Origin of the sequence: Aurantiacibacter sp. D1-12 (genome assembly GCF_028858515.1) — a bacterium.
GTDB lineage: Bacteria > Pseudomonadota > Alphaproteobacteria > Sphingomonadales > Sphingomonadaceae > Alteraurantiacibacter.
This window is the reverse complement of record NZ_JAPJZJ010000005.1, coordinates 39,002-64,217: the sequence shown is the minus strand read 5'-3', so window position 1 is coordinate 64,217 and position 25,216 is coordinate 39,002. Positions and strand designations below refer to the sequence as shown.

At 59.7% G+C, this 25,216-nt stretch carries 27 protein-coding genes; 13 read left to right on the top strand and 14 right to left on the bottom strand.

The window, feature by feature from the left end; genetic code table 11:
- Window positions 1-95 precede the first annotated feature (95 nt).
- Together OOZ52_RS11340 and OOZ52_RS11335 are read right to left on the bottom strand one after the other, a co-directional pair.
- Window positions 96-647: an ImmA/IrrE family metallo-endopeptidase gene (locus tag OOZ52_RS11340; RefSeq protein WP_274698640.1), complete on the bottom strand. Its 552-nt coding sequence runs from the start codon at window positions 645-647 to the stop codon at window positions 96-98.
- Between the two features lie 3 nt (window positions 648-650).
- Window positions 651-1,046: a helix-turn-helix domain-containing protein gene (locus OOZ52_RS11335; RefSeq protein ID WP_274698639.1), complete on the bottom strand. Its 396-nt coding sequence runs from the start codon at window positions 1,044-1,046 to the stop codon at window positions 651-653.
- 78 nt (window positions 1,047-1,124) lie between these two features.
- Between OOZ52_RS11335 and OOZ52_RS11330 the strand changes: the two genes are divergently transcribed.
- The 3 genes from OOZ52_RS11330 to OOZ52_RS11320 are packed head-to-tail and all read left to right on the top strand — an operon-like array spanning window position 1,125 to window position 3,172.
- Window positions 1,125-1,424, top strand: coding sequence for a DUF2604 domain-containing protein (locus OOZ52_RS11330; protein ID WP_274698638.1), 300 nt, complete (start codon window positions 1,125-1,127; stop codon window positions 1,422-1,424).
- Window positions 1,425-1,452: 28 nt separating this feature from the next.
- Window positions 1,453-1,872 (top strand): hypothetical protein, encoded by a 420-nt coding sequence (locus OOZ52_RS11325; RefSeq protein ID WP_274698637.1) that lies wholly within the window; start codon window positions 1,453-1,455, stop codon window positions 1,870-1,872.
- Entirely contained in the window at window positions 1,865-3,172 is a 1,308-nt protein-coding gene (locus OOZ52_RS11320) for a hypothetical protein (protein WP_274698636.1), read from the top strand. The genes OOZ52_RS11325 and OOZ52_RS11320 overlap by 8 nt, the downstream gene beginning before the upstream one ends.
- A gap of 21 nt (window positions 3,173-3,193) precedes the next feature.
- Here the strand turns inward: OOZ52_RS11320 and OOZ52_RS11315 are convergent, their stop codons facing one another.
- The 3 genes from OOZ52_RS11315 to OOZ52_RS11305 all read right to left on the bottom strand — a co-directional run bounded on the left by OOZ52_RS11315 (window position 3,194) and on the right by OOZ52_RS11305 (window position 4,851).
- A complete protein-coding gene (locus OOZ52_RS11315) occupies window positions 3,194-4,018 on the bottom strand; it encodes a hypothetical protein (RefSeq protein ID WP_274698635.1) in 825 nt (274 codons plus the stop codon).
- Between the two features lie 303 nt (window positions 4,019-4,321).
- Window positions 4,322-4,507, bottom strand: coding sequence for a Flp family type IVb pilin (locus OOZ52_RS11310; protein WP_274698634.1), 186 nt, complete (start codon window positions 4,505-4,507; stop codon window positions 4,322-4,324).
- A 149-nt stretch (window positions 4,508-4,656) separates the two neighbouring features.
- Window positions 4,657-4,851, bottom strand: coding sequence for a Flp family type IVb pilin (locus OOZ52_RS11305; protein WP_274698633.1), 195 nt, complete (start codon window positions 4,849-4,851; stop codon window positions 4,657-4,659).
- Between the two features lie 486 nt (window positions 4,852-5,337).
- Between OOZ52_RS11305 and OOZ52_RS11300 the strand changes: the two genes are divergently transcribed.
- Window positions 5,338-8,235: a TonB-dependent receptor domain-containing protein gene (locus OOZ52_RS11300; RefSeq protein ID WP_274698632.1), complete on the top strand. Its 2,898-nt coding sequence runs from the start codon at window positions 5,338-5,340 to the stop codon at window positions 8,233-8,235.
- Between the two features lie 143 nt (window positions 8,236-8,378).
- Here OOZ52_RS11300 and OOZ52_RS11295 read toward each other — a convergent pair whose 3' ends face one another.
- Genes OOZ52_RS11295 through OOZ52_RS11285 form a run of 3 tightly spaced genes read right to left on the bottom strand, consistent with a single transcriptional unit; the run spans window position 8,379 to window position 11,736 of the window.
- Complete coding sequence (locus tag OOZ52_RS11295) at window positions 8,379-9,305, bottom strand: class I SAM-dependent methyltransferase (RefSeq protein WP_274698631.1); 927 nt, start codon at window positions 9,303-9,305, stop codon at window positions 8,379-8,381.
- The gene (locus OOZ52_RS11290; protein ID WP_274698630.1) at window positions 9,302-11,002 is read right to left on the bottom strand and encodes a tetratricopeptide repeat protein; all 1,701 of its coding nucleotides are present in this window, start codon (window positions 11,000-11,002) and stop codon (window positions 9,302-9,304) included. Before OOZ52_RS11290 ends, OOZ52_RS11295 begins: the two co-directional genes overlap by 4 nt.
- Window positions 10,999-11,736, bottom strand: coding sequence for a 2OG-Fe(II) oxygenase (locus tag OOZ52_RS11285; RefSeq protein WP_274698629.1), 738 nt, complete (start codon window positions 11,734-11,736; stop codon window positions 10,999-11,001). The genes OOZ52_RS11290 and OOZ52_RS11285 overlap by 4 nt, the downstream gene beginning before the upstream one ends.
- A gap of 440 nt (window positions 11,737-12,176) precedes the next feature.
- On the opposite strand from OOZ52_RS11285, the gene OOZ52_RS11280 reads away from it, so the two are divergent.
- Window positions 12,177-12,983: an outer membrane protein assembly factor BamD gene (locus OOZ52_RS11280; RefSeq protein WP_274698628.1), complete on the top strand. Its 807-nt coding sequence runs from the start codon at window positions 12,177-12,179 to the stop codon at window positions 12,981-12,983.
- A gap of 11 nt (window positions 12,984-12,994) precedes the next feature.
- Here the strand turns inward: OOZ52_RS11280 and OOZ52_RS11275 are convergent, their stop codons facing one another.
- Both OOZ52_RS11275 and OOZ52_RS11270 read right to left on the bottom strand, forming a co-directional pair.
- A complete protein-coding gene (locus tag OOZ52_RS11275; protein WP_274698627.1) occupies window positions 12,995-13,324 on the bottom strand; it encodes a hypothetical protein in 330 nt (109 codons plus the stop codon).
- A gap of 86 nt (window positions 13,325-13,410) precedes the next feature.
- Entirely contained in the window at window positions 13,411-13,737 is a 327-nt protein-coding gene (locus OOZ52_RS11270; RefSeq protein WP_274698626.1) for a PilZ domain-containing protein, read from the bottom strand.
- Window positions 13,738-13,886: 149 nt separating this feature from the next.
- On the opposite strand from OOZ52_RS11270, the gene recN reads away from it, so the two are divergent.
- From recN to OOZ52_RS11245, 5 genes are all read left to right on the top strand, one after another.
- Window positions 13,887-15,551 carry a DNA repair protein RecN gene (gene recN, locus OOZ52_RS11265; RefSeq protein WP_274698767.1) on the top strand — a complete coding sequence of 555 codons (1,665 nt, stop codon included), beginning with the start codon at window positions 13,887-13,889 and terminating at the stop codon, window positions 15,549-15,551.
- An 80-nt stretch (window positions 15,552-15,631) separates the two neighbouring features.
- The gene (locus OOZ52_RS11260) at window positions 15,632-15,928 is read left to right on the top strand and encodes a putative quinol monooxygenase (RefSeq protein ID WP_274698625.1); all 297 of its coding nucleotides are present in this window, start codon (window positions 15,632-15,634) and stop codon (window positions 15,926-15,928) included.
- Window positions 15,894-16,616, top strand: a complete 723-nt coding sequence (locus tag OOZ52_RS11255; protein ID WP_274698624.1) for a GNAT family N-acetyltransferase — start codon at window positions 15,894-15,896, stop codon at window positions 16,614-16,616. The genes OOZ52_RS11260 and OOZ52_RS11255 overlap by 35 nt, the downstream gene beginning before the upstream one ends.
- Entirely contained in the window at window positions 16,613-18,688 is a 2,076-nt protein-coding gene (gene ligA, locus OOZ52_RS11250) for an NAD-dependent DNA ligase LigA (protein ID WP_274698623.1), read from the top strand. Before OOZ52_RS11255 ends, ligA begins: the two co-directional genes overlap by 4 nt.
- A gap of 11 nt (window positions 18,689-18,699) precedes the next feature.
- Window positions 18,700-19,245: a DUF7010 family protein gene (locus OOZ52_RS11245; RefSeq protein WP_274698622.1), complete on the top strand. Its 546-nt coding sequence runs from the start codon at window positions 18,700-18,702 to the stop codon at window positions 19,243-19,245.
- On the opposite strand, the gene OOZ52_RS11240 is transcribed toward OOZ52_RS11245, so the two are convergent.
- From OOZ52_RS11240 to OOZ52_RS11225, 4 genes are read right to left on the bottom strand one after another with little or no spacing between them, the layout of a single operon-like run.
- Complete coding sequence (locus OOZ52_RS11240; RefSeq protein WP_274698621.1) at window positions 19,246-19,941, bottom strand: DUF2459 domain-containing protein; 696 nt, start codon at window positions 19,939-19,941, stop codon at window positions 19,246-19,248.
- Window positions 19,938-20,843 carry a 50S ribosomal protein L11 methyltransferase gene (locus OOZ52_RS11235; protein ID WP_274698620.1) on the bottom strand — a complete coding sequence of 302 codons (906 nt, stop codon included), beginning with the start codon at window positions 20,841-20,843 and terminating at the stop codon, window positions 19,938-19,940. Before OOZ52_RS11235 ends, OOZ52_RS11240 begins: the two co-directional genes overlap by 4 nt.
- Window positions 20,840-21,751, bottom strand: coding sequence for a subclass B3 metallo-beta-lactamase (bla, locus tag OOZ52_RS11230; RefSeq protein WP_274698619.1), 912 nt, complete (start codon window positions 21,749-21,751; stop codon window positions 20,840-20,842). The genes OOZ52_RS11235 and bla overlap by 4 nt, the downstream gene beginning before the upstream one ends.
- The gene (locus OOZ52_RS11225) at window positions 21,741-22,451 is read right to left on the bottom strand and encodes an SDR family NAD(P)-dependent oxidoreductase (RefSeq protein WP_274698618.1); all 711 of its coding nucleotides are present in this window, start codon (window positions 22,449-22,451) and stop codon (window positions 21,741-21,743) included. The genes bla and OOZ52_RS11225 overlap by 11 nt, the downstream gene beginning before the upstream one ends.
- Before the next feature lie 131 nt (window positions 22,452-22,582).
- Here OOZ52_RS11225 and sdhC point away from each other — a divergent pair, with 131 nt between their 5' ends.
- Genes sdhC through sdhA form a run of 3 tightly spaced genes read left to right on the top strand, consistent with a single transcriptional unit; the run spans window position 22,583 to window position 25,207 of the window.
- A complete protein-coding gene (sdhC, locus tag OOZ52_RS11220; RefSeq protein ID WP_274698617.1) occupies window positions 22,583-22,963 on the top strand; it encodes a succinate dehydrogenase, cytochrome b556 subunit in 381 nt (126 codons plus the stop codon).
- Window positions 22,964-22,973: 10 nt separating this feature from the next.
- Window positions 22,974-23,363 carry a succinate dehydrogenase, hydrophobic membrane anchor protein gene (gene sdhD / locus OOZ52_RS11215; RefSeq protein WP_274698616.1) on the top strand — a complete coding sequence of 130 codons (390 nt, stop codon included), beginning with the start codon at window positions 22,974-22,976 and terminating at the stop codon, window positions 23,361-23,363.
- A complete protein-coding gene (gene sdhA / locus OOZ52_RS11210; protein ID WP_274698615.1) occupies window positions 23,363-25,207 on the top strand; it encodes a succinate dehydrogenase flavoprotein subunit in 1,845 nt (614 codons plus the stop codon). The genes sdhD and sdhA overlap by 1 nt, the downstream gene beginning before the upstream one ends.
- The last annotated feature ends 9 nt before the right edge of the window (window positions 25,208-25,216 follow it).

Below are 25,216 nucleotides of genomic sequence, written 5' to 3'. Positions count from 1 at the left end.
CAGGGCGGCCTGCCCCGGCGTAGGCCGGTGGGGAATGTGAGCATTTCGCAGGAGGCGTTTGTCGCTGCGCTGCGGATGGGGAGGAGTGAAAACCTCTAGCTAGCTCGCCTTTTACTCTTGCTCCTCATAGCTCGGATATTTGCGCCAGATACCTGAAGGCGCCAATTGAGCATCGCGTTGCTAACTTTGTAGATTTCTGGCGCAGTACTTTGAAGCCCATTCTTTACAATGTGCCACGCGGCTTCGTTTGTGACTTTGAGACACCCAGCAAGAAAGTTGGCTTCTTGCTCAATGTCCGAACTATATACCCTCTCTCCATCCTCATCGAAAGCCTCGCAAGGTGGATGCCCCAGAAAGGCATGAGCGAGTTCATGCATCAGGTTGCTATGTTGCCGAACTACAGAATGACTATCGTTATGAACAATCGCGCGGTTAATTCCGCGTTGGACGGTGACGGCCGAGAATGCGCTTGATCCTTCCGAAAGGAAATAGGCTGCCTCGTCGCTGAATTGCGACAGAGGCAGCACTCGGATTTCAAAATGTTCGCAAAGAATGAAAGGGCACATGGGAGCCTCGGGCGCGAGCCCGAACTCTCTTCTCATTTCAAGGGCAATTCGATTGGCTTGAGCCTTGAAACCGTGCTTCACGTCTTATCCCTTTGGCAGCAAAACGTTATAAGTAGAAAGAATTACCTTCTCCAAAGTATCTTTGGCGGTTTGATCCAATTTCGGATCGGCTCTTAAGAGAGCTGTAATTCTTGCAATTGAAGACGCATTTTCCTCTCCGGACTGATCGATGAAATATTCTGTTTTTAAATTCGACCAGCTGATCAATTTTGCTAGACTGTCTACATCTGGCTTTTTTCCCTTTTTCATTCTTGAAAGCGAGGAAGCTGGGACTGTGCTTTCTTCCGCAACCTGCTTCCAAGTTTTTCGTCTCGATAGGCGCTCGGTATCGAGTGCCGCGTAAAAGGCCTCTTGGTTAAAGCCGGGACTCATGCGGTCACCGACGAAATTCCACAAATGAAATAAATTGCGATCTTGCAATCATGGCGAGTCTCCTTCATCAAGCTGCCGATTGCTTCCTAGCAATCAATTGTTTGATTCGCAAATTTGGAGATAACCATGGCGAGCGAGAATGGAATGACGAGCAAGCGGCCCGACGATGTCGGCCAGAACAAGCCGTTCGAAATCGGTGTGAAGTACAATGGCCTCACGAAGCAGGTCGAAACGTCGAATGCAGAGCTGATCAGCGCTCTGCTGCAGAAGGCGATCAGTACGTTTGGCATCACGTCCAACCAGCACATCCTGTCGCTGTTCGATGAAGAGGGCTCCGAACTGAAAGACGCCGAAACCGTCAAGCAATCGAAGGTCAAGAAAAAAGACACGCTTCTCCTCCGCCCGTCCGCTGTGAAGGCCGGCTGAGATGCCTTTGTTTTCGCTTCCGCGCCGCATGATCGAAGAGACATTCCATGTTCTACGATCATGCGGCGACAACCGCCGCGAGTGCCAATTGTACTGGGTGAGCAGCTGGAATGACCCGCTAAAATTGCTTGAAGTTGTGCATCCCCGCCATTTGTCGTCCGCGTATGCGCTCAGCATCGATAGTGGGTGGATCAATGAATTTTGGAATGATCTAGCCGACAGGGGAATGGGCGTCCGAGTACAAGTGCATACGCACCCATCAGAAGCTTTTCACTCCGCTACAGACGACGCCTACCCATTGCTGCCCGAGGCCGGTTTCTTGAGCTTGGTTATCCCGGATTTCGCAATGGGGCCTGTCGGTTTTGATAGAGCTTACCTGACCGAGATTCAGTCGGATGGCAGTTGGCAACAGGTTGATATAGAGGCGAGGATACAGATCGATGGTTAGCGCTCAACAATTCGCTCGGACAGTTCAGCTTTTCCAAGATGATCTAGGGATCAAAGATGCGGATTCTGTCCTTCGTGCTTTAACCGGCGCCAGTTTTCTGTTGGTAGCGGACGAGGCGACCGTTTCGACTTTGTCCGGGCAGGTGGCGATTACCACATCAGCGTTCTTGATGGCGAGATCCGGTCATCGGGTTTTTTTGGATCTGCCCGATGCGCCACTGATTGGAGACCAGCCTCCAATGAATGGAAGCACTCTCTACGAAGCTCTTCAAGCCGAAGGAGGGCAGATTGTTGACGGCCTCGAAATCGCGATTGGTTGCCCGTTGTTTGAACCGGATGTTGCCTTTGTCTTCGGCAGTCGGGATTTGGCTCGCTTTGCAAAAGCAAAAAGAGTCGTTTCAGTAGGATGGACGGATTGGGCAGGGGAACTCGGCGACTATCCTTATGTCGCCAAGGCGGAGAAATCTGATTGGCCTATTGGTGGGATGATTGCTGCCACGCTTGTCGCCGCGGAAGCTATCAAGGTCGCAGGTCGCAGAATGCTTCCGTTAGCAACCAGAAATGCAGGCCATTTTCGTGAACTTTTTGAGGATAGTCAGTCCTCGGTCCTTAGGCTCGCTCATGAGGACACGCCGAAGATCAGCCAACTCGGTCGCTTCGATGTGATTAGCGCAGGTGCTGTAACCAATGCGACCTTGTATGCGCTCTTGAGATTGCCACAGGTCTCGGGAGTTGCGCGAGTATTTGATCGAGACGTATCCGACGAAACAAACCGAAATCGAAACATGCTGTTGACGTGCGGCTTTCTTGGCCTGTCCAAGGTGGAACTCTTCAAGGCATTCGAGAATGGGCTGAAGATTGAGCCAGTTGCTCGGCACTTTCAGGAGCAAGACCTCGAGGACATTGCACAATCGGTGATTGTCGGCGTCGATGACATTCCGATACGTTGGTTGATCGCGCGGGCGGCGCCCTCATGGATGAGCGTTGGCGCCACCTCCCATTTCGCTGCAATGTCCTCCGTCCATTTTTCTACGTCAGGTTGCGCAGGGTGCTTGCATCCCCACGATGAAGAACAAGACGGACCAATTCCGACTATTTCATTTGTTTCGTTTCTTGCTGGACTCATGACAGCGGTTGATTTCTTGCGCGATGCAGCCGGTGTGGAGTCCACGCTGCAATCGAGGCAGCGTTTCTTATCACCACTGCAAGTTGCCGGTGACTACACCGCTGGCGTTCCGCCGAGGGAAGATTGCCCAGTTGAGTGCGCAGCCTCGACATTGAAACGAGGTCTAAGCGCCTGAACGCGATCTGGGTGTCTTCGCTCACCAACCATCATCCTTCACCCGCCGCACCCTCGGTCCATCCTCCTCACCCTCCGGCTCCGCCTCCTGCCAGCCCGGCAGATGCTTTTTCATCTCCTCGCTCGGGCCGAGCACGCCCATGTCGTTGTCGACCTGCGCATCCGCGCCGGGTGACGCGTCCGCCTCGTCCATCCACGCGTAGGGTTCGGCCTTGTCGCGTTCGAAGCTCGCTTCGTAGGCTTCGCGCAGGCGGCGGGTTTCGGGACTCATCAGCGCGTCGCGGCGCTCGCGCATTTTGTCGATCTTGGCGTGGAGGCGGTCAAGAGTTTCTCCGCTATCCTTCTTCTTCGCGGCGAGGCGTTCGCGGTCCCATTCCTTGCGCCATTCCTTTTTCATCTGCGCGAGGCGGTGCTTGTCGAGCGCGTTCATGCCCTTGGCTCCATCGGCGGCAAAGCGTTTGGGGGCGCGGTTGCGGAGCATGAACATGAGCAGGCGATCGTTGTAGACAGTGCGCGTGCCGATGATCTTGCCATAGGCGTACACGGGCACTTCCACGCCGTTGAGCGCGCGGTCCATCGCGACATCCTCCACCCGCTGCATGCCGATATCGAGCGCGGCCTCCCACGCCTTGCGGAAGCTCTTGGCCTCCGGATGGCGGCGCAGGAGGTAGGCGCCAACGGCTGCGCGGTTCACGCGGCGCGCGGCGGCGGTGACGCTGCCGGTCTCTGCCAGCGCCTCGATAAAGGCGAGCTGGACTTCGGGCTTCCAGCCGTTCGAACGGTCTGTCTTCCGCGGGACGGGGGTAAAGGCGGGGAGGGTGGTCTTGGGTTTGTGGGGAGAGGACATGCGCTGCGGCATGCGGAGGGGGAGGGGCTGTAGGAAAGGGGGATTGTTTGTCTCATGAACCCGCCTCCGCGGGTTCGTCCTCGGTGCTATTCGCTCCGCTTCGCTGCGCGGCACCTGCGGTCGCCCGTTCGGGCTCTGTCGTGCGCTAGTCGCGCCCGATTCCAGCGCCAGATAGCTACCGTGTCGCGGAGCTCGCTCGGCGCTCGCCGAGGGCAAGGCCGAACGGCCGCCCGCAGCGGGCGCAGCTTGCTGCGCGTCTAGCGAGGACGAACCTGCGGACGCAGGTTCGCAAAGCAAGGATTTTTACTGGTTGCGCTGGTTGGCTGCCTGGACCTTGGTTTCCACGCTGTTGTAGGTCGTGGAAAGCTCATTGCCGAGGTTCTGCATGGCGGTGATCGCGGCGATGCTGACAAGCGTGGCGATGAGGCCATACTCGATCGCGGTGGCGCCCGTTTCATCTTTGAAAAGGCTTGTGAAAGTGCGTGCCATGTCGGTCCCTATTCCGGATCGCTCGCGACAGGATATCGGGCGATGGTGCAGGTTATAGGCGCATTGGGTTAAGGCTTCGTTTGACACGGCGAAAGGCACCCGATGGCGGGGCCATGGGGTGCCGTTTACATCGCGCTGCCGGAAGCAGTCTAGTTGCCGCCCGCGTCCTTGTTGGCGTCGGCGTATTCGCTTTCGATGGTGTTGTACTGCGTCTCGACCTCGTCTCCGAGCGAAAGCATCACGCCGGCAAGCGCGACACCGATCAGCATGGCGACGACGCCGTATTCGATGGCCGTGCCGCCGATCTCGTTTTGCGAGAGCTTCTTCCAAAATATCTTCTTCATCGGGCGTGTCCCCCAGACTGCCTGTTTCGTGCAGGAGGTATGCCGGGGTTTGGTAAATATCGCGTTTACGCACCCGAATGATGCGCCTGAGACTGTTGATAGATTGCCGGGGGGGAGGGCGCTCCGGTGCGAAGATACCACAATCGGTAGTGTAACATTCAGGAATCGCATTGGCTTGGCTTTGAAATAATATTACTGCACACATTTCTCGACATGGAGCCAAGTCATTGGAATGCATTAATAACAAACGAGCCGGGCATTGCTCTTCGGTTCCTTAATGGGGCTTTTGTAAAATGTTTCAAAAATGTCACACGATTTCGTTCCGTGTGAAACCGGCGCTCACAGCGATTGTGTGTAGCCACGTGAAATGCTTTGGGTCCATTCCAGGAAGGAGGACTCAGGTAGCCAGACAGCTTTGAGCGGGAATACCCGCGTGTCAGGTGCCTTCTTCCATTGCAGTTTCTCCCACTTACCAGGAGTACTTGAATGTTTAATCGTAAGACCAAGGCATCGCTTCTCGCGAGCTCGGTGATCTTCGGATCGCTGATCGCGACGCCTGCGATGGCTCAGGACGGCTCGGATGAGCAGGCCCAGAGCGACGAGCGTATCGTCGTCACCGGCACGCGCATTCAGCGTCAGAACGTTGATACCGCAGCTCCGATCGCAGTTGTCGACAGCGAAGAATTCTCGCTGGCCGGCGCCGTGAACGTTGAAAACGTCGTCAACACCCTTCCGCAGGTTGTTCCGGGCATCACGTCCTTCTCGAACAACCCGGGTAACGGTACCGCCTCGCTCAACCTGCGTGGCCTTGGTGCTACCCGTACCATGCTGCTGGTCAATGGCCGCCGCTGGATGTTCTACGATACCAACCAGATCGTCGACCTCAACACTATCCCGCAGTTCCTGCTGGACAACGTTGACGTTGTGACGGGTGGTGCTTCGGCCGTTTACGGTTCGGACGCTCTTTCGGGTGTTGTGAACTTCCGCCTGCGTGATCTCGACGGCGCTGAAGTCGGTGGCCAGTACTCGATCACCGAGCGTGGCGATGGCGACCGCTATCAGGTCCACGGTGCAATCGGCACTGACTTCGCCGGTGGTCGCGGTAACGTGACCGTCTTCGGTGAATACTACAACCGTGACGAAATCTTCCAGGGCGACCGTGACTTCTCGTTCTTCGCGCTTGGTGGTTCGCCGCTGCAGCAGCTGGGCTCCTCGCTCCCGCCGCAGACCCGCCTGACCTATCGTGGCGACGGTGATGTGACCGGTACGGCTTTCGAAGCGAACAACAACCTCGCTATCTTCGGTACACCTGGCGACCTGCGTGACTATCGCACTCCGGGCGACCTTTATAACTACGCGCCTGTAAACTACCTGCAGCTTCCGCAGGAACGTTACATGCTTGGTGGTTATGGTAGCTACGAAGTTGCTGACGCTCTCGAGCTTTATGCTGAAGTTGCTTACGTGAACAATCAGGTTGATTCCGAGCTTGCTCCGACTCCGATCCTGGTGAACACCACGCTGGACTACAACCAGCTGCTGGCTGATGGCTTCATCAACCAGGCAACTTTCGACCAGTTCGCACAGCTTGACGCCACTGAAACCGGTACAGATGCCAATGATGGCCTCGTTCCGGTGCAGGTACGTCGTCGTCTGGAAGAAGCTGGTGGCCGTCGTAACCTGGACGAGCGTAACTCGTTCCGTGTTCTCGCCGGTGCTCGTGGTGATATCAACGAGTTCCTGAGCTACGATGCCTATTACATGTACTCACGTACGCGTAATGCGAACATCCAGCAGGGTAACGCCTCGCTTTCGCGCTTCACCGCTGCCATCAATGGTACCGGTGCCACGCAGATCAACATCTTCGGTGAAGGCACTCTGACGCCTGACATGGTTGATGTGTTCCGCATCCAGGCGCAGAACGGCGATATCTCTGACCTGCAGGTCGCTTCGGCCGCACTGTCGGGTACTTTCGGTGACTTCGCACTTGGTGCGGCAGAACCTGTCGGTTTCGCTATCGGTGCTGAGTACCGTGAAGTGAACTCGCGCTTCATCCCTGACGAGTTCCTCGCTTCGGGTGACGTTGCCGGCTTCAACGCCGGTCAGCCGACCTCGGGTGGCTACAACGTCAACGAAGTGTTCGCCGAGCTCAATGTTCCGTTCGAGACCGAAAGCGGCATGCGCTTCGAACTCAACGGTGCTGCCCGTTACTCGGATTACTCGCTTGATCTGGTTGGCGGTGTTTGGACCTACGCACTTGGTGCACAGTTCCAGCCGGTTGAAGACATCACGTTCCGTGCGCAGTATCAGCGCGCTGTTCGTGCTCCGAACGTTGGTGAACTGTTCCAGGGTACCGCAATCGGCTTCCCGGGTGCAAACGACCCGTGTGCCGGTGACGGTGCTGGAGGCGGTCCGGTTCCGACCGGTGCGTTGCTGGCGCTCTGCCAGGCCAACGGTGTTCCGGCTGCCAACATCGGTAACAATGCCGTGATCCAGCCTGACGGCCAGATCGCTGCACTGTTCGGTGGTAACCCGAACCTGCAGGAAGAAACGTCTGACTCGTGGACTTTCGGTGTTGCTCTGCAGCCGCAGTTCATCCCTGGTCTGACGGTTACGGTCGACTACTTCGACATCGTCGTTGAAGATGCCATCACCACGATCAGCCTGCAGCAGGCTCTGGATCTGTGCTACAATCAGGCCCAGGACCTTAACGATCCGCGTTGTGCCACTTTCGTTGGTACGCGTGACTCGCAAGGTTCTTTCAGCCGTGCCAACCCGCCGGTTCTCGGTGGCGCGAACATCGCTGAGTTCTCTGTTTCGGGCATCGACCTTCAGGTGAACTACGGTATCGACCTCGGCTTCTCCGTACTGGGCAATGGCGGTTCTGACCTGAACCTGTCGTTCCTGGGTACCTGGACCGAATCTTCGGACACCATTCCTGACGTAACCGATCCGACGAACATCACGACTTGTGCCGGCGAATTCGGTCTCACCTGTGGTGAGCCGACTCCGTCGTTCAAGTGGACGGCCCGCGCAAGCTACGTCGATGGTCCTCTGACCTTCTCGACCCGCTGGCGTCACCTGTCTGCCGTTGATGATGACGATGATGGCGTAACCTACCACGTTGAGCGTATCGGCGCCTATGATCTTATGGATCTGACGCTGTCGTACGACTTCATGGAATCGGTGACGTTCACTGTCGGTGTCAACAACCTGTTCGACACGCTGCCGAGCTCGCCTGAGTTCAACGCAGCCGGTCAGGTCACCAACAATACGAACTCGCTCCTGCTGGGCGACTTCAACAACGCTGAGCAGATGAACACCTACCCGTCGACCTACGACGTGCTGGGTCGTGACTTCTTCGCATCGGTTGTCGTTCGCTTCTAAGCGAACCAACCGAGCGTAAGCTCACAGAAAAAGGGGCGGGGGACCTTCGGGTCTCCCGCCCTTTTTCTATGCCGAGCTCGGGCACAGATGCGCGAACCGCTCTCCGAAAGAGCGGGTGGAGTACAGAAGTCTTTGAGATTACGTCAGTCTACGCGGGCGTAGGTGCGGAAATCCGCAAACGGGCTGGCGGACACGCCATCGGTCAACAGCGCTTCGCTACGGAATGCCAGACCTGCCTTCTCGAGCACGGCAACGACATTGTCGACATCGCTGGCCGTGGCTGCTGCCGATTCCAATGAGGCGATGCGCCCCATCTCGTTGCTCGCCTGCGCCTGAATATCATCCAGAATAGCGCGGACGCGTGCGGGGTCATCGTTGCGGCCCATGTGCAAAGTTTGCCGGACAGCCTCGGCGATTTCCCATGCCGCAGAGCCATTTCCGAATGTGGAGGCGCCTTTTGCGGGCGCATCGATAATCGCCTGCGGAATTGCGGCGATACCTGCGTCTCTCAAACCAAGGCTGTTTCTCGCCGTGTCGATCAGGCCCTCAGTCTCGATCGCCCAGGCAATCTGTTCCTTGCGCTTGCGGTTATGCGATACAATCGGGCCGGACAGGCGATGGGTAATCAGACCCAGCTTTCCGCTGGGTTGAATGACGCGCGCAATTTCAGCGGCCGCCCTTTCGATGTCGCCATATTCGAAACCGAACTGGCTGGTGACAGCGGCAAACCGATTGTCGGGGTAGGGGATGTCTTCCATGCTCACCCCGCCGCGGAGCGTAATGCCAGCGGGGGGCGTCGGGATGCTTTCCGCCCGGTCAACCCCGAAGAGATTGAGATCACGGCGTTTTTCCATGATCATCTTCAGAACAATTCCATCGCCTGTGGCCAGATCGAGAACTCTGGCGCCCTTTGGCAGGGTGCGGCTAAAGCTGTGCCAGACGCGCTTTTGTGTGTCTGCGATGCCCTGCCAGCCAGCGGGCAAGCAGCCGCCGCCATTGTCTGCGCGGCCCGCTTTGCGCTCGCGATCCCAGAAGGTGTTCCAAGCGTTGTCCGTCGCGTCTTCGCTCATGTCTGCTGTGTAGCGGGGATGACATCGAAGGCAACCGTCATCCGGCGCCCTTCGTTAAAGTGGTTTGTGCCGTGATAGAGCGTGCTTGGGAACAGGGCGAGATGCCCTTCCTTCGGCTTGAGTTCGTGCAGCGGCTGCAGGTCCAGGCGCAAATCGGGCGCCGGCCGACCAAGCTCAATCCAGCCTGCCTTTTCACCTTCCCCCGCACCAAGATCCGGAGGCAAAGCAAGATAGCAGGCAGAGGAAACGATGCCTTCGGGATGGAGGTGCGCGGTATGGTGCCCCGTCCCGCCCATAAAGCGGATCGACCAGCTGCCCGAAAAGCGCCAGTCCTTGTTTCTGTGGCGAAGCAGGGGGTGACTGTCGTCCATCGCGGGCAATTGGTCGCGATAGTTCTTCACCGTTTCGGCTATCGCCAGATGCAGCGCCTGAATTTCGGGCTCGTACCTGTCGAACAGGCGACCTTGTGTTTGTGTGCCACCCTTACGCAGCGACTGCCCCAACGGATGATGGGCGTTGTCGTGCAACTGATCGAGAATAGCGATTGCTGCAGGCAGAACGCTTTCGACATCGGCTAGGGGAAGCAGTTGAACCAGCCCTGTCTGGCCGTGCAGCCACTCATGACGGTCGTCTCCGGACAGCCGCCAAATCACGTCGCGCAAGGCCCAGGCACCGATGTCCCATGGCGCGGCGGCCAGCGCTTTGTCGATGACTGCTGACGCGCGGTCAAAGTCTGCTCTGCGGACCCAGTGGCGGGCTTCAAAGACGTGGCGATCCACCCTGTCGAGCTCAAGGGATAGCCAGATTTCCTCCGCCCGGTCCTCATCTCCTGCGGCACCAGCCTGCATTGCTTCCAGCATTGCAAGGTGGGGGTTGTCAGGAAACCTGCGGCGAGCGTCGGCAGCAATGTCTGCTGCTTCTTGCGCCATATCGAGCGCGGCGAGTTCCCTGCAATGCTCGGCCGGGATGTTGGCATCTTGCGGCACGCGCTTTGCCGCTTCGCGATAGGGTGCGGCGAAGTCACCATCGCCTTGGCCGAGGCGTAGCTGCGCGAGCAGTCTGATGCCATCGATCCATTGCGGAATCTGATTGACCAGCGCTTCGGCGATCTGAATCGCTTCTTGTGTTCGCCCGGCGACGTCCAGTGCCTGGGCCTTGCCCAGCCAGGCCTGCGGATCGGCCTGATTGGCCTGCAATGCCTTGTCAAACAGCTCGACCGCATCCGGTTCGCCGCGTTCCAGCGCAACTGTAGCGCGACCATGCAAGGCCTTGGGACGAGAGGGTTCAATCTTGAGGGCGCGGTCATACCACTCGGCAGCCGTCGAAAAATCACCGGTTCCCCGTGCAGCGTTGGCGCGGGTTGACCAGAAGTGCGCGTGGCCGTTTGCAACATTTTCTACCGTGGCTAACACGGCAAGTGCCTCATGGTTTTTATCTTGTCTTGTCAGAGCGATAGCCTGATCGATGGCGTAATCGAAGTTGCCCGGATCGAGTTCATGGGCCTTGCCGAAATGTCCGGCAGCGTCTGCCGCATTGCCCGCCCGTAACAGCAGGTTACCGGCAAAGTGCCAGATGCGCGGATGCTCTGGATGGGCCGATTTGGCCTGTGTCAGGGTGGCGAGGGCGGCAGCCTCGTTACCGCCTTGCGCCTGGTTCATCGCCTGCGCAAGAAACTGCTCGGCATTCATGCCGATCATCGATCACGCAGCCAGCCGTTGATCGCGTAGCGTCCCTTCGGTGCGAATGGCGGGACATAGGTCACCGCGTGGTCCTGCGGGACGGCGAACAGGTTGAGCGTGTTGAATTCGGGTTTGAAGCCGGTCTCCACATTGCCGTCCTCGTCATAGAAAACCAGATAACCGCCCCAGTCCGGATGCCAGTTATCGATGGTGAGGTTGAGGACATAGGCGATGCGCCAGCCTTCTGCGACGTGGCTGTCATTGTGGCGGCCAAGGAAGTGCTGCGATGCGAAGCAGCTGGCATGGGCATCCGCTTTCACCAGATCGGGCATGCCGGTGATCGTGCGCATAAAGCCGAGAAACGGTTCGGCATTGAGATGTTCGAGGAGCACCGCATAGGGGCTGTCCGGGTCCCAGCCGCTCTGCAGCCCTTCCACAAGCGAATATCGCAGTGCGCGATAGGCATAGTCACCCCTTGCAGCCGCCTGATCGGTTTGCTGCCCCATTTCCATGGCTTGCCGCTGTTTCTGCGGGTCTTTGAGCTCTGCTGGACGGAAATTGCGCGGCTCCCCCGTCGCTCCTGCCTGCAGGGCGATACCCCATTCGGTGTGGTGCTGCATGACCATGCGCAATTCGCGCGCAGTCTCATCGGTCAGCACTTGGGGCACTTGCAACCGGCGCTCGCGTGCGAACTCCTCCGCAAGAGCTGCACGGTCCAGATCGGGATTAAGCTCGAAAAGCGCCTTTGCCATGCCTTGCGCTATAGAAAGGCAGGCTGGGCAGCGCCACCCTGCGATTAGAAAAATGAAGGCTCTTCGCTGACCATGTTCGGGGGGAACGGTCAACGAAGAGCCTCAGAGCAAAACCCGGATATGGAATTGCGGCCATGGACGTGTCCGTCTTACCCTCCGGACGACCGCTGTCGGGTTTTGCCGATGGTTTCATCCGTCAGCTATGTTGCATTGTGAGATAGCCAGGCGCCGTGTGAAATGATCGCAAAGTTCGATCAGCCTTCGCGCAACACCGATAAAGCACGACGCCATACGATTACCCGCTGATCACGGTCGACGAGGGTCGAGACGATTACGCATGTAACCAATGGAATCGGAGGTGGAGCCCCCGGGTGGGGAAATTCGCCTTCTCTCCCACACCTTCACTTGGCGTTCAGCCCGGCTCTAGCTATAGGCGGCGCATGACAGTTTCCAAACCGATCCGCGTCGCGCTTGCAGCCGCCGTCTCTTCGCTTGCTCTTACCGGGTGCGCCAGCCTTGGCGGAGGCGGTTCTGACAACAATGACCTCGCTTACGTCGCGCGCGATGTTGAATCGCTTTACAATGCTGCCAAGCAGCGGCTCGACAATGGTGAGCTCCAGCTTGCTGCCGCGCTGTTTGACGAAGTGGAACGTCAGCACCCCTATTCGCCGTGGGCGCGCCGCGCGCAGTTGATGAGCGCTTTCAGTTACTATGCCGATCGCGAGTACAACCAGGCTATCCGTTCGGCGACGCGTTTCCTGCAGATCCACCCGGGTAACCGCGATGCGCCTTACGCCTATTACCTGATAGCACTCAGCTATTACGAGCAGATCAGCGATGTGGAGCGTGACCAGGCGATCACCCAGCAGGCTCTCGCCTCGCTGAACGAAATTGTGCGCCGGTATCCGGACAGCCCCTACGCCGCTGATGCGCGGGTGAAGATCGACCTGGTGAATGATCACCTGGCGGGCAAGGAAATGGAAATCGGCCGTTTCTACCAGAACACCGGCCAGTGGCTTGCGGCTACGCTTCGCTTCCAGAACGTGATCGAGGATTACCAGACCACCAGTCATGCGCCCGAAGCGCTCTATCGTCTGGTTGAATCGAACCTCGCCATCGGTGTGCCTGAAGAGGCGCAGCGCTACGCTGCCGTTCTGGGCGCCAACTATCCGGGTAACGAATGGTACGAACGGGCGTTCGATCTGATGGAAGAACACCAGCCGGATCGCGTGCGCACCGGCGGGTGAAGATCCGGCAGTTAGGCGACCTGCGCTTGATCCGCGATGGCCTTGCGGGCGGATGCCACAAAATCGGAGAGTTCGTTGAGGTGCAGCGGCTGCGTAAGGCGCAGACCCGCGCGATTTTCATCGCTCCAGCTGACAATGGCCTTGATCGGCCGGGCGTGAGCAGTTTCCAGCGAGATTTCTTCGCCCTCGGATAGCGAGTGCTTGCCAAGGCCGCTGATGCGCGCGCCCATTTGCGACAACTCGATCAGCAGGCATCTGCGGGCGCGCTGCCCTTTGGCTTTCAGCTTGGCCTCGCTTCGCACGGCATAACGGCGGCAAGACCGGATTCTCAGCACCGACATGGCGCAGCTCCCCCTCAATTCAGGGGTAGTATCGCCGCTGAATGGTTAAGATTCGCTAAGTGTTGTAAAATGCCCCAGCTGCCAGCTCAGCTGGCGTATTGCAGATCCGCCGCCGCGTGATTTTCATGCCGTGTTGAAAGCCAGTCTGACAACTCGTGCAAGCGAAGCGGGTCTGCAAAACGAACACCGGCGTTGGTTGCGCGGGTCCAGCGGATGCGACCTTCGCGCTTCATGCCACAAGGAGAGCGAACGATAACCGTATCACCTGGCTGGTAAGTATCGCGTTCAAGCTGGCTGATGCGCGCACATTCCTGCGAGATTTCAATCAGCAGGCCCTTTGCCTTGCTGGCCGTTTCGCTGCGAAGCTCCACCGGCAAGTGAAGAGCATATCGGCGATGCGTGCGTCCGATCATTGCATTCATTGCGACCCCGTCCCGAATCTGTCGTTCGAAATATAGTTATCCACAGGTTATCGTGCGAATCGATTCGAGTCGAATCGGTGATAGTTCGCGGCCTGCGTTGCGCGGCTTGAAGCTGCGTCGTAATGACGGAATCACTCGCCATGCTGACCACTCTTTCCATTCGCAACATCGTGCTGATTGACGCGCTCGATCTGGAGTTCGGGCGCGGCCTTGGCGTGCTGACGGGGGAGACGGGTGCGGGCAAATCGATCCTGCTCGATGCGCTGGGGCTGGTGCTGGGCGCACGTGCGGAGAGCGCCCTGGTTCGCAGCGGGGAAGAGCAGGCGAGTGTTACCGCGACCTTCGAATTTGCCGCCATGCCGTCCGCGATTGCGGAGGCGCTGAACGAAGCTGAAGTAGAGCTTGAACCGGGTGAGCCGCTGATTATCCGCCGTCGCCTGAAGGCCGATGGCGGAAGCAAGGCGTGGGTGAATGACCAGCCGGTGGGCGTTGCGCTGTTACGGCAATTGGCGGGCGCGCTGGTGGAGCTGCACGGGCAGCACGATGATCGCGGACTGGTGAACCCGCGCGGTCACCGTGTTTTGCTCGATCGGTTCGCCGATGCAGATGCCGCGCGGGTATCTGCTGCGTGGGACGCTTGGCGGCATGCGCGCGATGCTCTGGCAGAGGCGAGGGCGGGCATCGAACAGGCGAAGGCCGATCAGGACCTGTTGCTCGCACACCTTTCCGAACTCACAAATATCGAGCCGGAGGTTGGCGAAGAGACAACCCTCGCCGGCGCGCGCTCCGACATGCAGAAGGGCGAGAAGCTGCAGGGCGATCTGGAAGAGTTGCGGCTTGTTTGGGACGGTTCGGATGCACCGCTTGCCCGGCTGCGCTCTGCCGCGCGCAAGCTGGACCGGATCGCGCCCGAACACGCATTGCTGGCTGAAGCCCTTGCAGCGCTCGATCGCGCGGTGATCGAAGCGGGAGAGGCGGAAGAGAAGCTGGAAGTAGCCGCGCAGGCGCTTACGCATGATCCGCTGGAGCTGGACCGGATCGAAACGCGACTGTTCGAACTGCGCGCGCTCGCCCGCAAGCACGATTGCCAGGTCGATGACCTGCCAGAAGTCATGCGCAGCCTTCGCGCCAGGCTGGACGCTATCGAGCAGGGCGATGCCGATCTGGCAGATCTGGAGAAGGCGGAGGCAGCAGCTGGCGAAAGCTATCGCAAGGCCGCCGAAGCTTTGCATGCGGCACGTGTTAAAGCAGGAGCCAAACTGGACAAAGCGGTCGCTGCCGAGCTGGTGCCGCTCAAGCTCGATGCCGCGCGCTTCCGGACTTCGGTTGCGCAGCTGCCCGAAGACCGCTGGGGCGCGAGCGGGATGGACGCGGTCGAATTTCTGATTGCCACCAATCCGGGCGCGGACTTTGCACCGCTGGGCAAGATTGCATCGGGCGGCGAGCTCTCGCGCTTCATTCTCGCGTTGAAGGTCGCGCTGGCCGAACAGGGCGGTGCAGCGACGGTGATATTCGACGAGATCGACCGCGGCGTTGGCGGTGCGGTCGCCTCCGCCATTGGCGAGAGGCTGGCGCGACTGGCGAGTGATGGGCAGCTGTTGGCGGTGACGCATTCGCCGCAAGTCGCGGCGCGCGGTTCGACGCATTACCTGATCGCGAAATCATCCAGCGGGACGGTGACGAAAACGTCCGTTGCGCGGTTGGATGAAGGTGGGCGGCAGGAAGAGATTGCGCGGATGCTCAGCGGGGCGGAAGTTACGCCAGAGGCGAGGGCACAGGCGGATCGGTTGCTGGAGGGGGTGTGATGGAGCGCCGCGAATTTGTCGGACTGTCAATCGTGACCGTGCTTGGCGGTTGTGCGCATTCGATTGGAGGAGAAGGATCAGTGGAAGAAACCTACGGTTTGATCGGACAAATTCGGGCCAATCCCGGCAAGCGTGCCGAGCTGATTGGGCACCTCTTGGCGGGGACCCGCAACATGCCCGGCAACATCGCCTATCTGATAGCGGAAGACCTGAGCGATCCAGACTCGCTCTGGATAACCGAGGTCTGGCAGACAAAGACAGATCACGAAAACAGCCTTTCTTTGCCTTCTGTACAAGATGCGATAGCCAATGGCCGACCTTTGATTGCCGGTTTCGGGACCCGTGTCGAAACAAGACCTGTCGGCCTGCGTGCCTGACGGATTGCCTCTCGACCGGCAGGTGTGGAACATGCTCGACAGCGAGTTTGCGCACCTCGCCATCGGATCGGGCGATGCCAGAAGAATTGATCCGGCATATGGCCCTTTCGCAGCGGCGCGCTCGCTTGATCGGGAATGCCAGAATGCCCTGCGCGATTTGTTGACTGGCCACGATGATCAGCTTTGGCTGGTTGAACCGCAAGTCTGGCCAGCGCCCGAGGGCACACGAGTGGTGCGGTCGGCGGAGCTTGTGCAAATGGTGGCCGAGGCCGATGGCCTGTCCGAGGCGGCGCAGCATCCCGATATTGTACCGCTCGACGAACCCGATGCAGCGGAGATGATGGCGCTGGCCCATGCAACCGAGCCGGGCCCTTGGGAAAGCAAGACGCACAAATACGGCCAGTTCTTCGGGATCAGGATCGACGGGAAACTTGTCGCGATGGCGGGTGAACGAATGCGGCCGTCGGCTGGCTATGCAGAGGTGAGCGGCGTGTGCACCTATCCGGAGTATCGGGGACGCGGACTTGCCCGACGACTGATCGCGCACGTGATGCAGGCGCAGCAGCAGCGCGGCGAAGTGCCCTATCTCCACTCCTATGCCAGCAATGCAGGGGCCATCGGATTGTACGAGAGCCTTGGATTTAGGCATCGCCGCAACATGTTTGTCACGATATTGGCATTGGCATGACCAGCGACTCGTTTGACATTACCGAAGCCGAAGCTGTCAACGAATTGATGCGGCTCGCCAAGGCGATTGCCCATCATAACAAGCGCTATCATGCCGAGGACGATCCCGAAATATCGGATGCCGAGTTCGATGCGCTCGTCCGCCGCAATGCCGAGCTGGAGGAGGCGTTTCCGCATCTGGTGCGTCCGGATTCTCCTTCGCAGCAGGTCGGGCACGAGATTGCTGCATCGCCGCTGTCCAAGATCACGCATGAAGTGCGCATGCTCAGTCTCGACAATGCTTTTTCGGACGAGGAGCTGGGCGAATTCGTCGCGCGGGTGAAGCGGTTCCTTTCGCTCAGCGAGGAGGAAGCGGTAGCCTTCACCGCTGAGGACAAGATCGACGGGCTTTCTTGCTCGCTGCGCTACGAGAGGGGCGAGCTGGTGCTCGCGGCGACACGTGGGGATGGGCAGGTGGGCGAGAATGTCACCGCCAATGTCACGCATATCGCCGATATCCCGCAGCGGCTTTCCGGTGAAGACGTGCCCGAGGTGTTCGAGGTGCGCGGAGAGGTTTACATGAGCCGTGCCGACTTTGCCGCGCTCAATGCTGCGCAGGAGGAGGCGGGGGGCAAAGTCTTCGCCAATCCGCGCAATGCCGCGGCTGGTTCGCTACGGCAGAAAGATGCCAGCGTTACGGCGAAACGGCCGCTGAAGTTCTGGGCGCATGGCTGGGGTGCAGCGTCGCATGTACCGGGCGAGACTCAGGTCGAGGTTGTCCGCACAATCGAGAGCTGGGGCGTGCCGGTCAGCCCGCTGTTCAAGCGGTTCGAAACGCTGGAAGGGCTGCTCGGTCACTATCAGGAAATCGCGAAGGCGCGGCCCGATCTGCCGTATGAAATTGACGGCGTTGTCTACAAGGTGGACCGGCTCGATTACCAGCAACGGCTAGGCTTCGTCGCAAAAGCACCGCGCTGGGCAATTGCGCGCAAATTCCCGGCCGAGCAGGCTGAAACCACACTGGAGAACATCGATATTCAGGTGGGACGAACCGGGAAGCTGACACCGGTCGGCAGACTCGCGCCCGTGCTGGTCGGCGGCGTGACTGTCACCAATGTCACGCTGCACAACCGCGACGAGATCGCGCGGCTCGGCGTACGTCCGGGTGATCGCGTTGTGATCCAGCGTGCGGGCGACGTGATCCCGCAAGTGGTCGAAAACCTGACGCGGAACGAAGACCGTCCGGCATTCCAGTTCCCCGAGGCCTGCCCCGTGTGTGACAGCGAAGCCGTAGCGGCGGAGGGCGAAGTCGATGTCCGCTGCACCGGTGGCCTCATCTGCAAGGCGCAGCAGTTCGAACGACTCAAACACTTCGTCAGCCGCGGCGCGCTCGATATCGAGGGGCTGGGCGAGAAGACCATTGCCGAATTCATCGGGCACGGCTGGCTGGACAATGGCCCTGCCGATATCTTCCGCCTGAAGGACCGCGAGGCCGAAATCCTCGCGCTCGACGGGTGGAAGGAGAAGTCGGTCGAGAACCTGCTCGCCAGTATCGAAGCCAAGCGCGAACCGGACGCTGCGCGACTGCTGTTCGGCCTGGGTATACGGCACGTTGGTGCAGTGACGGCGCGCGATCTGCTCAAGCACCTGAACACCTTGCCTGCATTGCGCGACTTTGCCGAGAAGGCGCGCGCTGGAGATGAAGACGCGGCAGGCGAACTCACCGCTATCGACGGGATCGGCTCTGCCGTGGTCGAGGCGCTCGGCGACTTCTTCCACGAAGAGCACAACCGTGCGGTGTGGGATGACCTGCTAAGCGAAGTCTCTCCACCGCGTTACGAGGTTGAGACCGTCGAAAGCCCCGTTGCGGGCAAAACGGTCGTGTTCACCGGCAAGCTCGAAACGATGAGCCGTGACGAGGCCAAGGCGCAGGCCGAACGGCTGGGCGCGAAGGCGAGCGGCAGCGTCAGTGCTAAGACTGATCTGCTGGTCGCCGGACCGGGTGCGGGCAGCAAGCTCAAGAAGGCCGAACAGCTCGGCATCGAAGTGATCGACGAAGCGGGCTGGGCCGCCATCGTTGCGGCAGCGGGATAAGGAGGTCGAAAATGGCAAGTGAGACAATAAGTGTAGAAGCGGCCCAGGCTGATCAGCGCCGTGCTTTCGGCAATGGTGGACCGGGAACGGCGATCTCTGGATTGGTCTGGCTAGTCGCAGGCATCGTCTATGCCCGGAGTGATCTTGCAAACGGATTTGCAGCGCTGTTCTTCGGTGGCTTCCTGATCTTTCCGCTCACGCTGCTTGTGACGCGAGGGATCCTGAAACTGCCAGCCGAAGACAAAGCCAACCCGCTGATCAAGATCGTACCTGAGTGCACTATCCAGATGGTGGCAATGCTGGGCGCTGCATGGTTGCTGATCCCCGTCCTTCCCGAGGCGGTGATGCCGGTGGCGGTTCTTGCTGTGGCAACGCATTATTTCCCGTTCCAGAGCGCGTACGGGCTGCGCAGCTATTGGCTTCTCGGGGCGATTACCACAGCACTGGGATGTACGGCACTGTTTATGCAAGTCCCGCAAGGGCCCGCGCTGATGTGGGCTATGGCCGCCATCGAAATTGCTTTCGGGCTGTATCTTTACGCGCAAGCGCGGCGGTAATCAGTTCGCCTCTGGGCTATCCGGATCGGGAATCCATTTCATCACGCCGCCCGCCATCGGGGTCCACAGACCCATCGGAATGCCTGCATCAGCCAGCCGCGCGCCTACCCAGCTGTTGCAGGTTGTGCCCATCGTGTAGTCGCCCAGCGCCTCGTAATAGGCATCGTCGACATAGGTGCCTTTCAGCACCTCGCGATCGCCTACAGGCATTTCGGGCAAATGCGCCTCTATCGCACTGACAAGTCGCGCATACTGATCATGCGTAATGCGCAGGGGACGGTGGTTTTCGCTAGGGGCAGGGCGCACGTAATGGCTCACGCGGACAAGCGCGTCACCGCCAACCGTGGCGATGCGTAGTGCGGTGCCAGGCTGCAGGTCACCCCATGTGGGCACGTTGAGGAAGACCTCGCGCTCTCCATAGCCGATGGCAATATGTGTAGCGGGTCCGTGGGGTGTGGGTGCGGATGCGCTGGGAAAAGTCTCGCGCCAATCCTTCTGTGCGGTGACCACGGGCACGATGATCGAGGTGTGCGTACCGTTGGTTTCGACCATGATATCGACACCGTTTTCCGGCTCGCTCCACTCGCTGTTTTGCGGGATGGAACTGCCGACCCATGCCGCAACAGGATAGCCAAGTACGACCATCCCCAGCATGGCGAGCAGGCCCGCAGCCAGTCGCAGGCTTTGCCGCATCATGCCGGGATGCCGTGTCTCAGCCACAGGATCGACCAGTCTCCAGCGGTGAGCCGTTGATGCAGACCGAAGCCCACCTCTGCATAGGCTTTCCGAACGGCGTCTTCCTGTGTGGCGAGCAGGCCGGACAGCAAGATGTCTCCGCCTTCCACAACAGCTCCTGCAAAGTCCGGCGCCATCTCGATCAGGGGTGCTGCAAGGATATTGGCAATCAGGAGGTCGAAAGGGGCTGCGGCCTGCAAGCGCGGATCGTCCATCCCGTCAGCGATCAACATCGCCATTTCGCCCGTGCCTGTGCCCATCGCGATCCCGTTCCGCTCCGTGTTTTCGATGACGGCGGGTTCGCAAACAGGATCGATGTCGGATGCGGTGGCGATGGCTTGTGGCCACAGGTGCAGCGCACCGAAAGCGAGCAGCCCTGTGCCGGTGCCGATATCGGCTACCTTGGCGGGCGTAAGGCCCTGCTGCGCCATCGCATCGAGCATGACGAGGCAGCCCCAGGTCGTTTCATGGTGGCCAGTGCCGAATGCCTGTGCGGCGGGAATGCAGAAGTTGCGCGTGCCCGCTTCATCGCTGGGAGCATGATCGGGCGTGTGGACGTAGAAACGACCTGCGCGGATCGGTTCGACCCCGCGCTGGCTCTCTGTCACCCAGTCGCTTTCGGGCAGCTCTTCCTCGATCAGCTCGGGAGGATTGTCGCCGAACAGCGCGAGCACCGCACGCCGCTCGCCATTGCCTGGCGCGTCTTCAAGATAGGCATCGAGCCGCCAGGTGTCCGGCTCGTCGGGATCGACTTCGAACCCGGTCAGCACGATATTCGCGTCCCAGAAGGGGTCTTCATCGCGTGCATCCAGTGCTGCTTCGACCTTGGCCTTTGGCGCGATGACGGAGAGTTTGTAGCTCATTCTGCGGCTTCTTCCGTCTCGCGCGCCAGCCGCGCTTCGAGGCGTGCGAGGCGGTTGGCAGCGTATGCGGCGCAGTCCATGCCGTTAGTGAGATCGCCTTCCAGCAGCTTGTCGCGCATTCCGCTGGCCGAGGGATGCGGGGTTATCAGGATATCGCAGTCGAGTTCTGCCAGCCGCGCAATACCATCGCGATAGGCTCGCACATATTCGGGATGGTCGGAGAAGCGGTAATTGTCGGCACTGATGGCAGAAAGGCTGTCGGCATAGCCGATGCTTGCGCAAACGTCCCCGATTACGGTCCCCGAGCAGCTTGACCAGCTCCATGTCAGCGCACCGGGTGTATGACCGGGCGTTGCAATAGCAGTGAACTGGATTGAGCCAAGCTGCAGCATTTCGCCATTGGACACTGTGCCGGATACTTCGGCGGATTCCATTTCTGGCAAAATGCCGTGCTGCGGGTCGTTTGGTGATGGTGTGCCGGAGGCAAGCACAACCGCGGCTTCTTCCGATGCGATGACTCTGGCGCCAGTCCATCGCTGCATCTTTGCCACTCCGCCGACATGATCGAAATGTTCGTGGCTTTGAAGGATGATGCGAATGTCGCGCAATTCGAAGCCAAGAGCTTCGATATTGGTTCTTACGACCTCAGCACCAGCTTCTGTGCCGGTATCGATCAGGACATGGCCTTCATCACCAGTGATCAAGATTGCTGCGATCCCACACGTACCGACGTAATAGGTATTGCCAAGTATGCGGAAAGCTGGCCCTGGCTTGTCCCATTCGTCCCAATCGCTGCATTGCTCGGCCCAAGCTGTCTGGTCGACTGGTGCGACAGATTGCGGAGCAGGCAGTGCTGCGCAGGAGCAGAGCGAGAACAGGCTTGAGGCGAGAAGTAGTCTACCGAACATAGCTAGCTCCATTGGCGTCGATCACTGCACCGGTCATGCTGGCAGGAGCATCCATCGCGCAGAACACGGCGATGTCGGCGATTTCCTCTGGCTCGGCCACGCGGCCTAGCGGGATGTCTCGCAACAGCCCGTCGCCTCCACGACTTTCAAGGTAATCACCCGCCATGCTGGTGTCGGTAAAGCCCGGCGTGATGCAGTAGCTCAGGATATTCTCGCTGGCGTAGGCGCGGGCGATGGTCTTGTGCATCGCCACCATTCCGCCTTTCGCCGCCGCGTAATGCCAGTGTGCAGGGCTGTCTCCACGATAGGCGGCGCGGCTCGCAACGTGCACGATCCGACCATCCCGACCCGCTTCCTGCCAGTGGCGCACGGCAAATCGGCTGAGCTGCGCGGCTGCGGTGAGATTAATACGCAGCGTATCCTCCCAACGGTCGAGCCACTCGATATCGCTCGCGTGCATGGGGTTCTGTTCAAACAGACCGGCATTGTTGACGAGCACGTCAATGCGTCCGTCGAGGCGATCAAGCGCTTCCTGCCACAGCATTTGCGGGGCAGGGGGATCGGCAAAATTGGCGGCAATCGTGCGATCGTCCAAGGCACGGGTGGCGTGGCCGATGACGTTGCAGCCGCGCTCTGTCAGCTTGTCCGCAATGGCCTGTCCGATGCCGCGGCTGGTACCTGTAACGAGGATATTGGTCATAAAGCAGACCCATAGCTTGCGCGGCACAAGGGGGAAAGCCGCGAAAAGTGGCAAATACCGCCCAAGGTGCGCTTGTCTCGCGCGCTCTATCCGCTAAGTGGGGCGCATGACTCAATTCCACGGGGCACAACATGGCTGACCGTCCGCTTTCACCGCATCTTTCGATCTGGAAATGGGGGCCGCATATGACGGTTTCCATCCTCCACCGCATCACAGGGGATGGCATGGCCATTGTCGGCCTGTTCATGCTGCTGTGGTGGCTGGGCGCGCTGGCGAGCGGGCCGGAATATTACGCCACCTTTGCCGAGTGGATGGGATCGCCGTTCGGATACGTCGTGCTGATCGGCCTCACCTGGGCGTTCTTCAACCATGCAAGCTCAGGCATCCGCCACTTCGTGCTGGATACCGGCGCGGGTTATGAGCTGAACGCAAACCGCATGTTTTCTTACGTCTCGATGCTGCTGCCGGTCGTGCTGACCGCAGGTGTCTGGGGCTACATCTTCACGCGCTAGGGGCTTCGCTATGGGTAACGGAACTTCCATCGGCCGCGTGCGCGGTCTCGGCTCGGCCCACGAAGGGCCGCATCACTGGCTTGTGCAGCGCTTCACGGCGATCGGTAATCTCGTCACCGTGCTGTTTCTGGGCATTTCGCTCGTGATGCTACCGAACCTCGATTACGCAACGGTAAGCGGCTGGATCAGCGAGCCGATCCCCGCCTTCATGATGGCGCTGCTCGTCATCACCACGTTCTGGCACGCACGCCTTGGCCTGCAGGTGCTGATCGAGGATTACGTGCATGAGGCCGGCAGCAAGTTCGGCGCTCTCGTCATTCTCAACCTTCTTACCTTCGCAGGCGCAGGCTTTGGCCTGTTCTGCATTGCGCGCCTGGCATTCGGCGCAGGAGTAGCCTGATGGCCGCCACCTCGACTTACGAAATCAACGGACGCAGCTATCCGATTACCGACCATACCTATGATGTGGTCGTGGTGGGCGCGGGCGGCTCTGGCCTGCGTGCAACGATGGGCGCGGCAGAAGCCGGGCTGAAGACGGCGAACATCTCCAAGGTGTTCCCCACGCGCTCGCACACCGTTGCGGCGCAGGGTGGTATTGCCGCATCGCTGGGTAACAACACGCCCGATCACTGGTCGTGGCACATGTACGACACCGTGAAAGGTGCCGACTGGCTAGGCGACCAGGACGCAATCGAATACCTCGCGCGTGAGGCTCCCGCTGCCGTGTACGAGCTCGAGCATGCCGGTGTCCCGTTCAGCCGCAACGAAGACGGCACGATCTACCAGCGCCCCTTCGGCGGCCACATGCAGAACATGGGTGAAGGCCCTCCGGTGCAGCGCACCTGCGCCGCGGCAGACCGCACGGGGCACGCGATGCTCCACGCGCTCTACCAGCAGAGCCTCAAGTACTCGGCTGACTTCTACATCGAATACTTCGCCATCGACCTGATCATGGCGGGTGAGGGCGACAATCGCCGCTGCGTCGGTGTGATCGCCATGTGCCTTGATGATGGCACGATCCACCGCTTCCGCTCGCACGGCGTGGTGCTGGCCACCGGCGGTTATGGCCGCTGCTACTTCACCGCGACCTCCGCGCACACCTGTACGGGTGACGGCGGCGGCATGGTGCTGCGTGCTGGCCTGCCGCTGCAGGATATGGAATTCGTGCAGTTCCACCCGACCGGTATCTACGGCGCGGGCGTACTCATTACCGAAGGTGCGCGCGGCGAGGGCGGATACCTCACCAACTCCGAAGGCGAGCGCTTTATGGAGCGCTACGCTCCGAGCGCGAAAGACCTCGCATCGCGCGACGTTGTTTCCCGCTCGATGGCACTGGAAATGCGTGAAGGGCGCGGTGTAGGCGAGAATGGTGACCACATTCACCTGCACCTCGACCATATCGACCCGAAGGTGCTGGCAGAGCGACTGCCGGGTATCACCGAAAGCGGCAAGATCTTTGCAGGTGTCGACCTGACCCGCCAGCCGCTGCCGGTGACGCCAACGGTGCACTACAATATGGGCGGCATTCCCTGTAACTATCACGGCGAAGTCGTGACGATCGGCAAGGATGGCAATCCCGATCACGTGGTCCCCGGCCTGTTCGCCGTTGGTGAAGCAGCCTGCGTATCGGTCCACGGCGCGAACCGCCTTGGTTCGAACTCGCTGATCGACCTTGTGGTGTTCGGCCGTGCAACGGGCTTCCGTCTGAAGGAACTGATCAAGCCAGGCGCTTCGCATGACGAGCTTCCCACTGACAGCGCCGACATGGCGCTCAGTCGCCTCGATCACTTCCGCTATGCCGATGGTGGCTCGACCACTGCCGAAATCCGCAAGGAAATGCAGCAGACGATGCAAGCCCACGCCGCGGTGTTCCGCGACAGCGAACTGATGGCAGAGGGCGTGAAGAAGCTAACCGCGACCAACAAGCGGATGGAAGACGTGAAGGTCCACGACCGCTCGCTGATCTGGAACAGCGATCTCATCGAAACGCTCGAATTGGACAACCTGATGGCGCAGGCCTGCGTCACCATGGCCTCTGCTGAAAACCGCAAGGAAAGCCGCGGTGCCCACGCGCACGAGGACTTCCCCGACCGCAACGATGGCGAATGGATGAAGCACACCGCAGCCTGGTTCGAAGGCTGGGGCGGCAACGGCGGCGATGTGAAAATCGACTACCGTCCGGTGCATGAGTACACGCTCACCGACGATGCGGAGTATATCGAGCCGAAGAAGCGGGTTTATTGATCGAGGAAG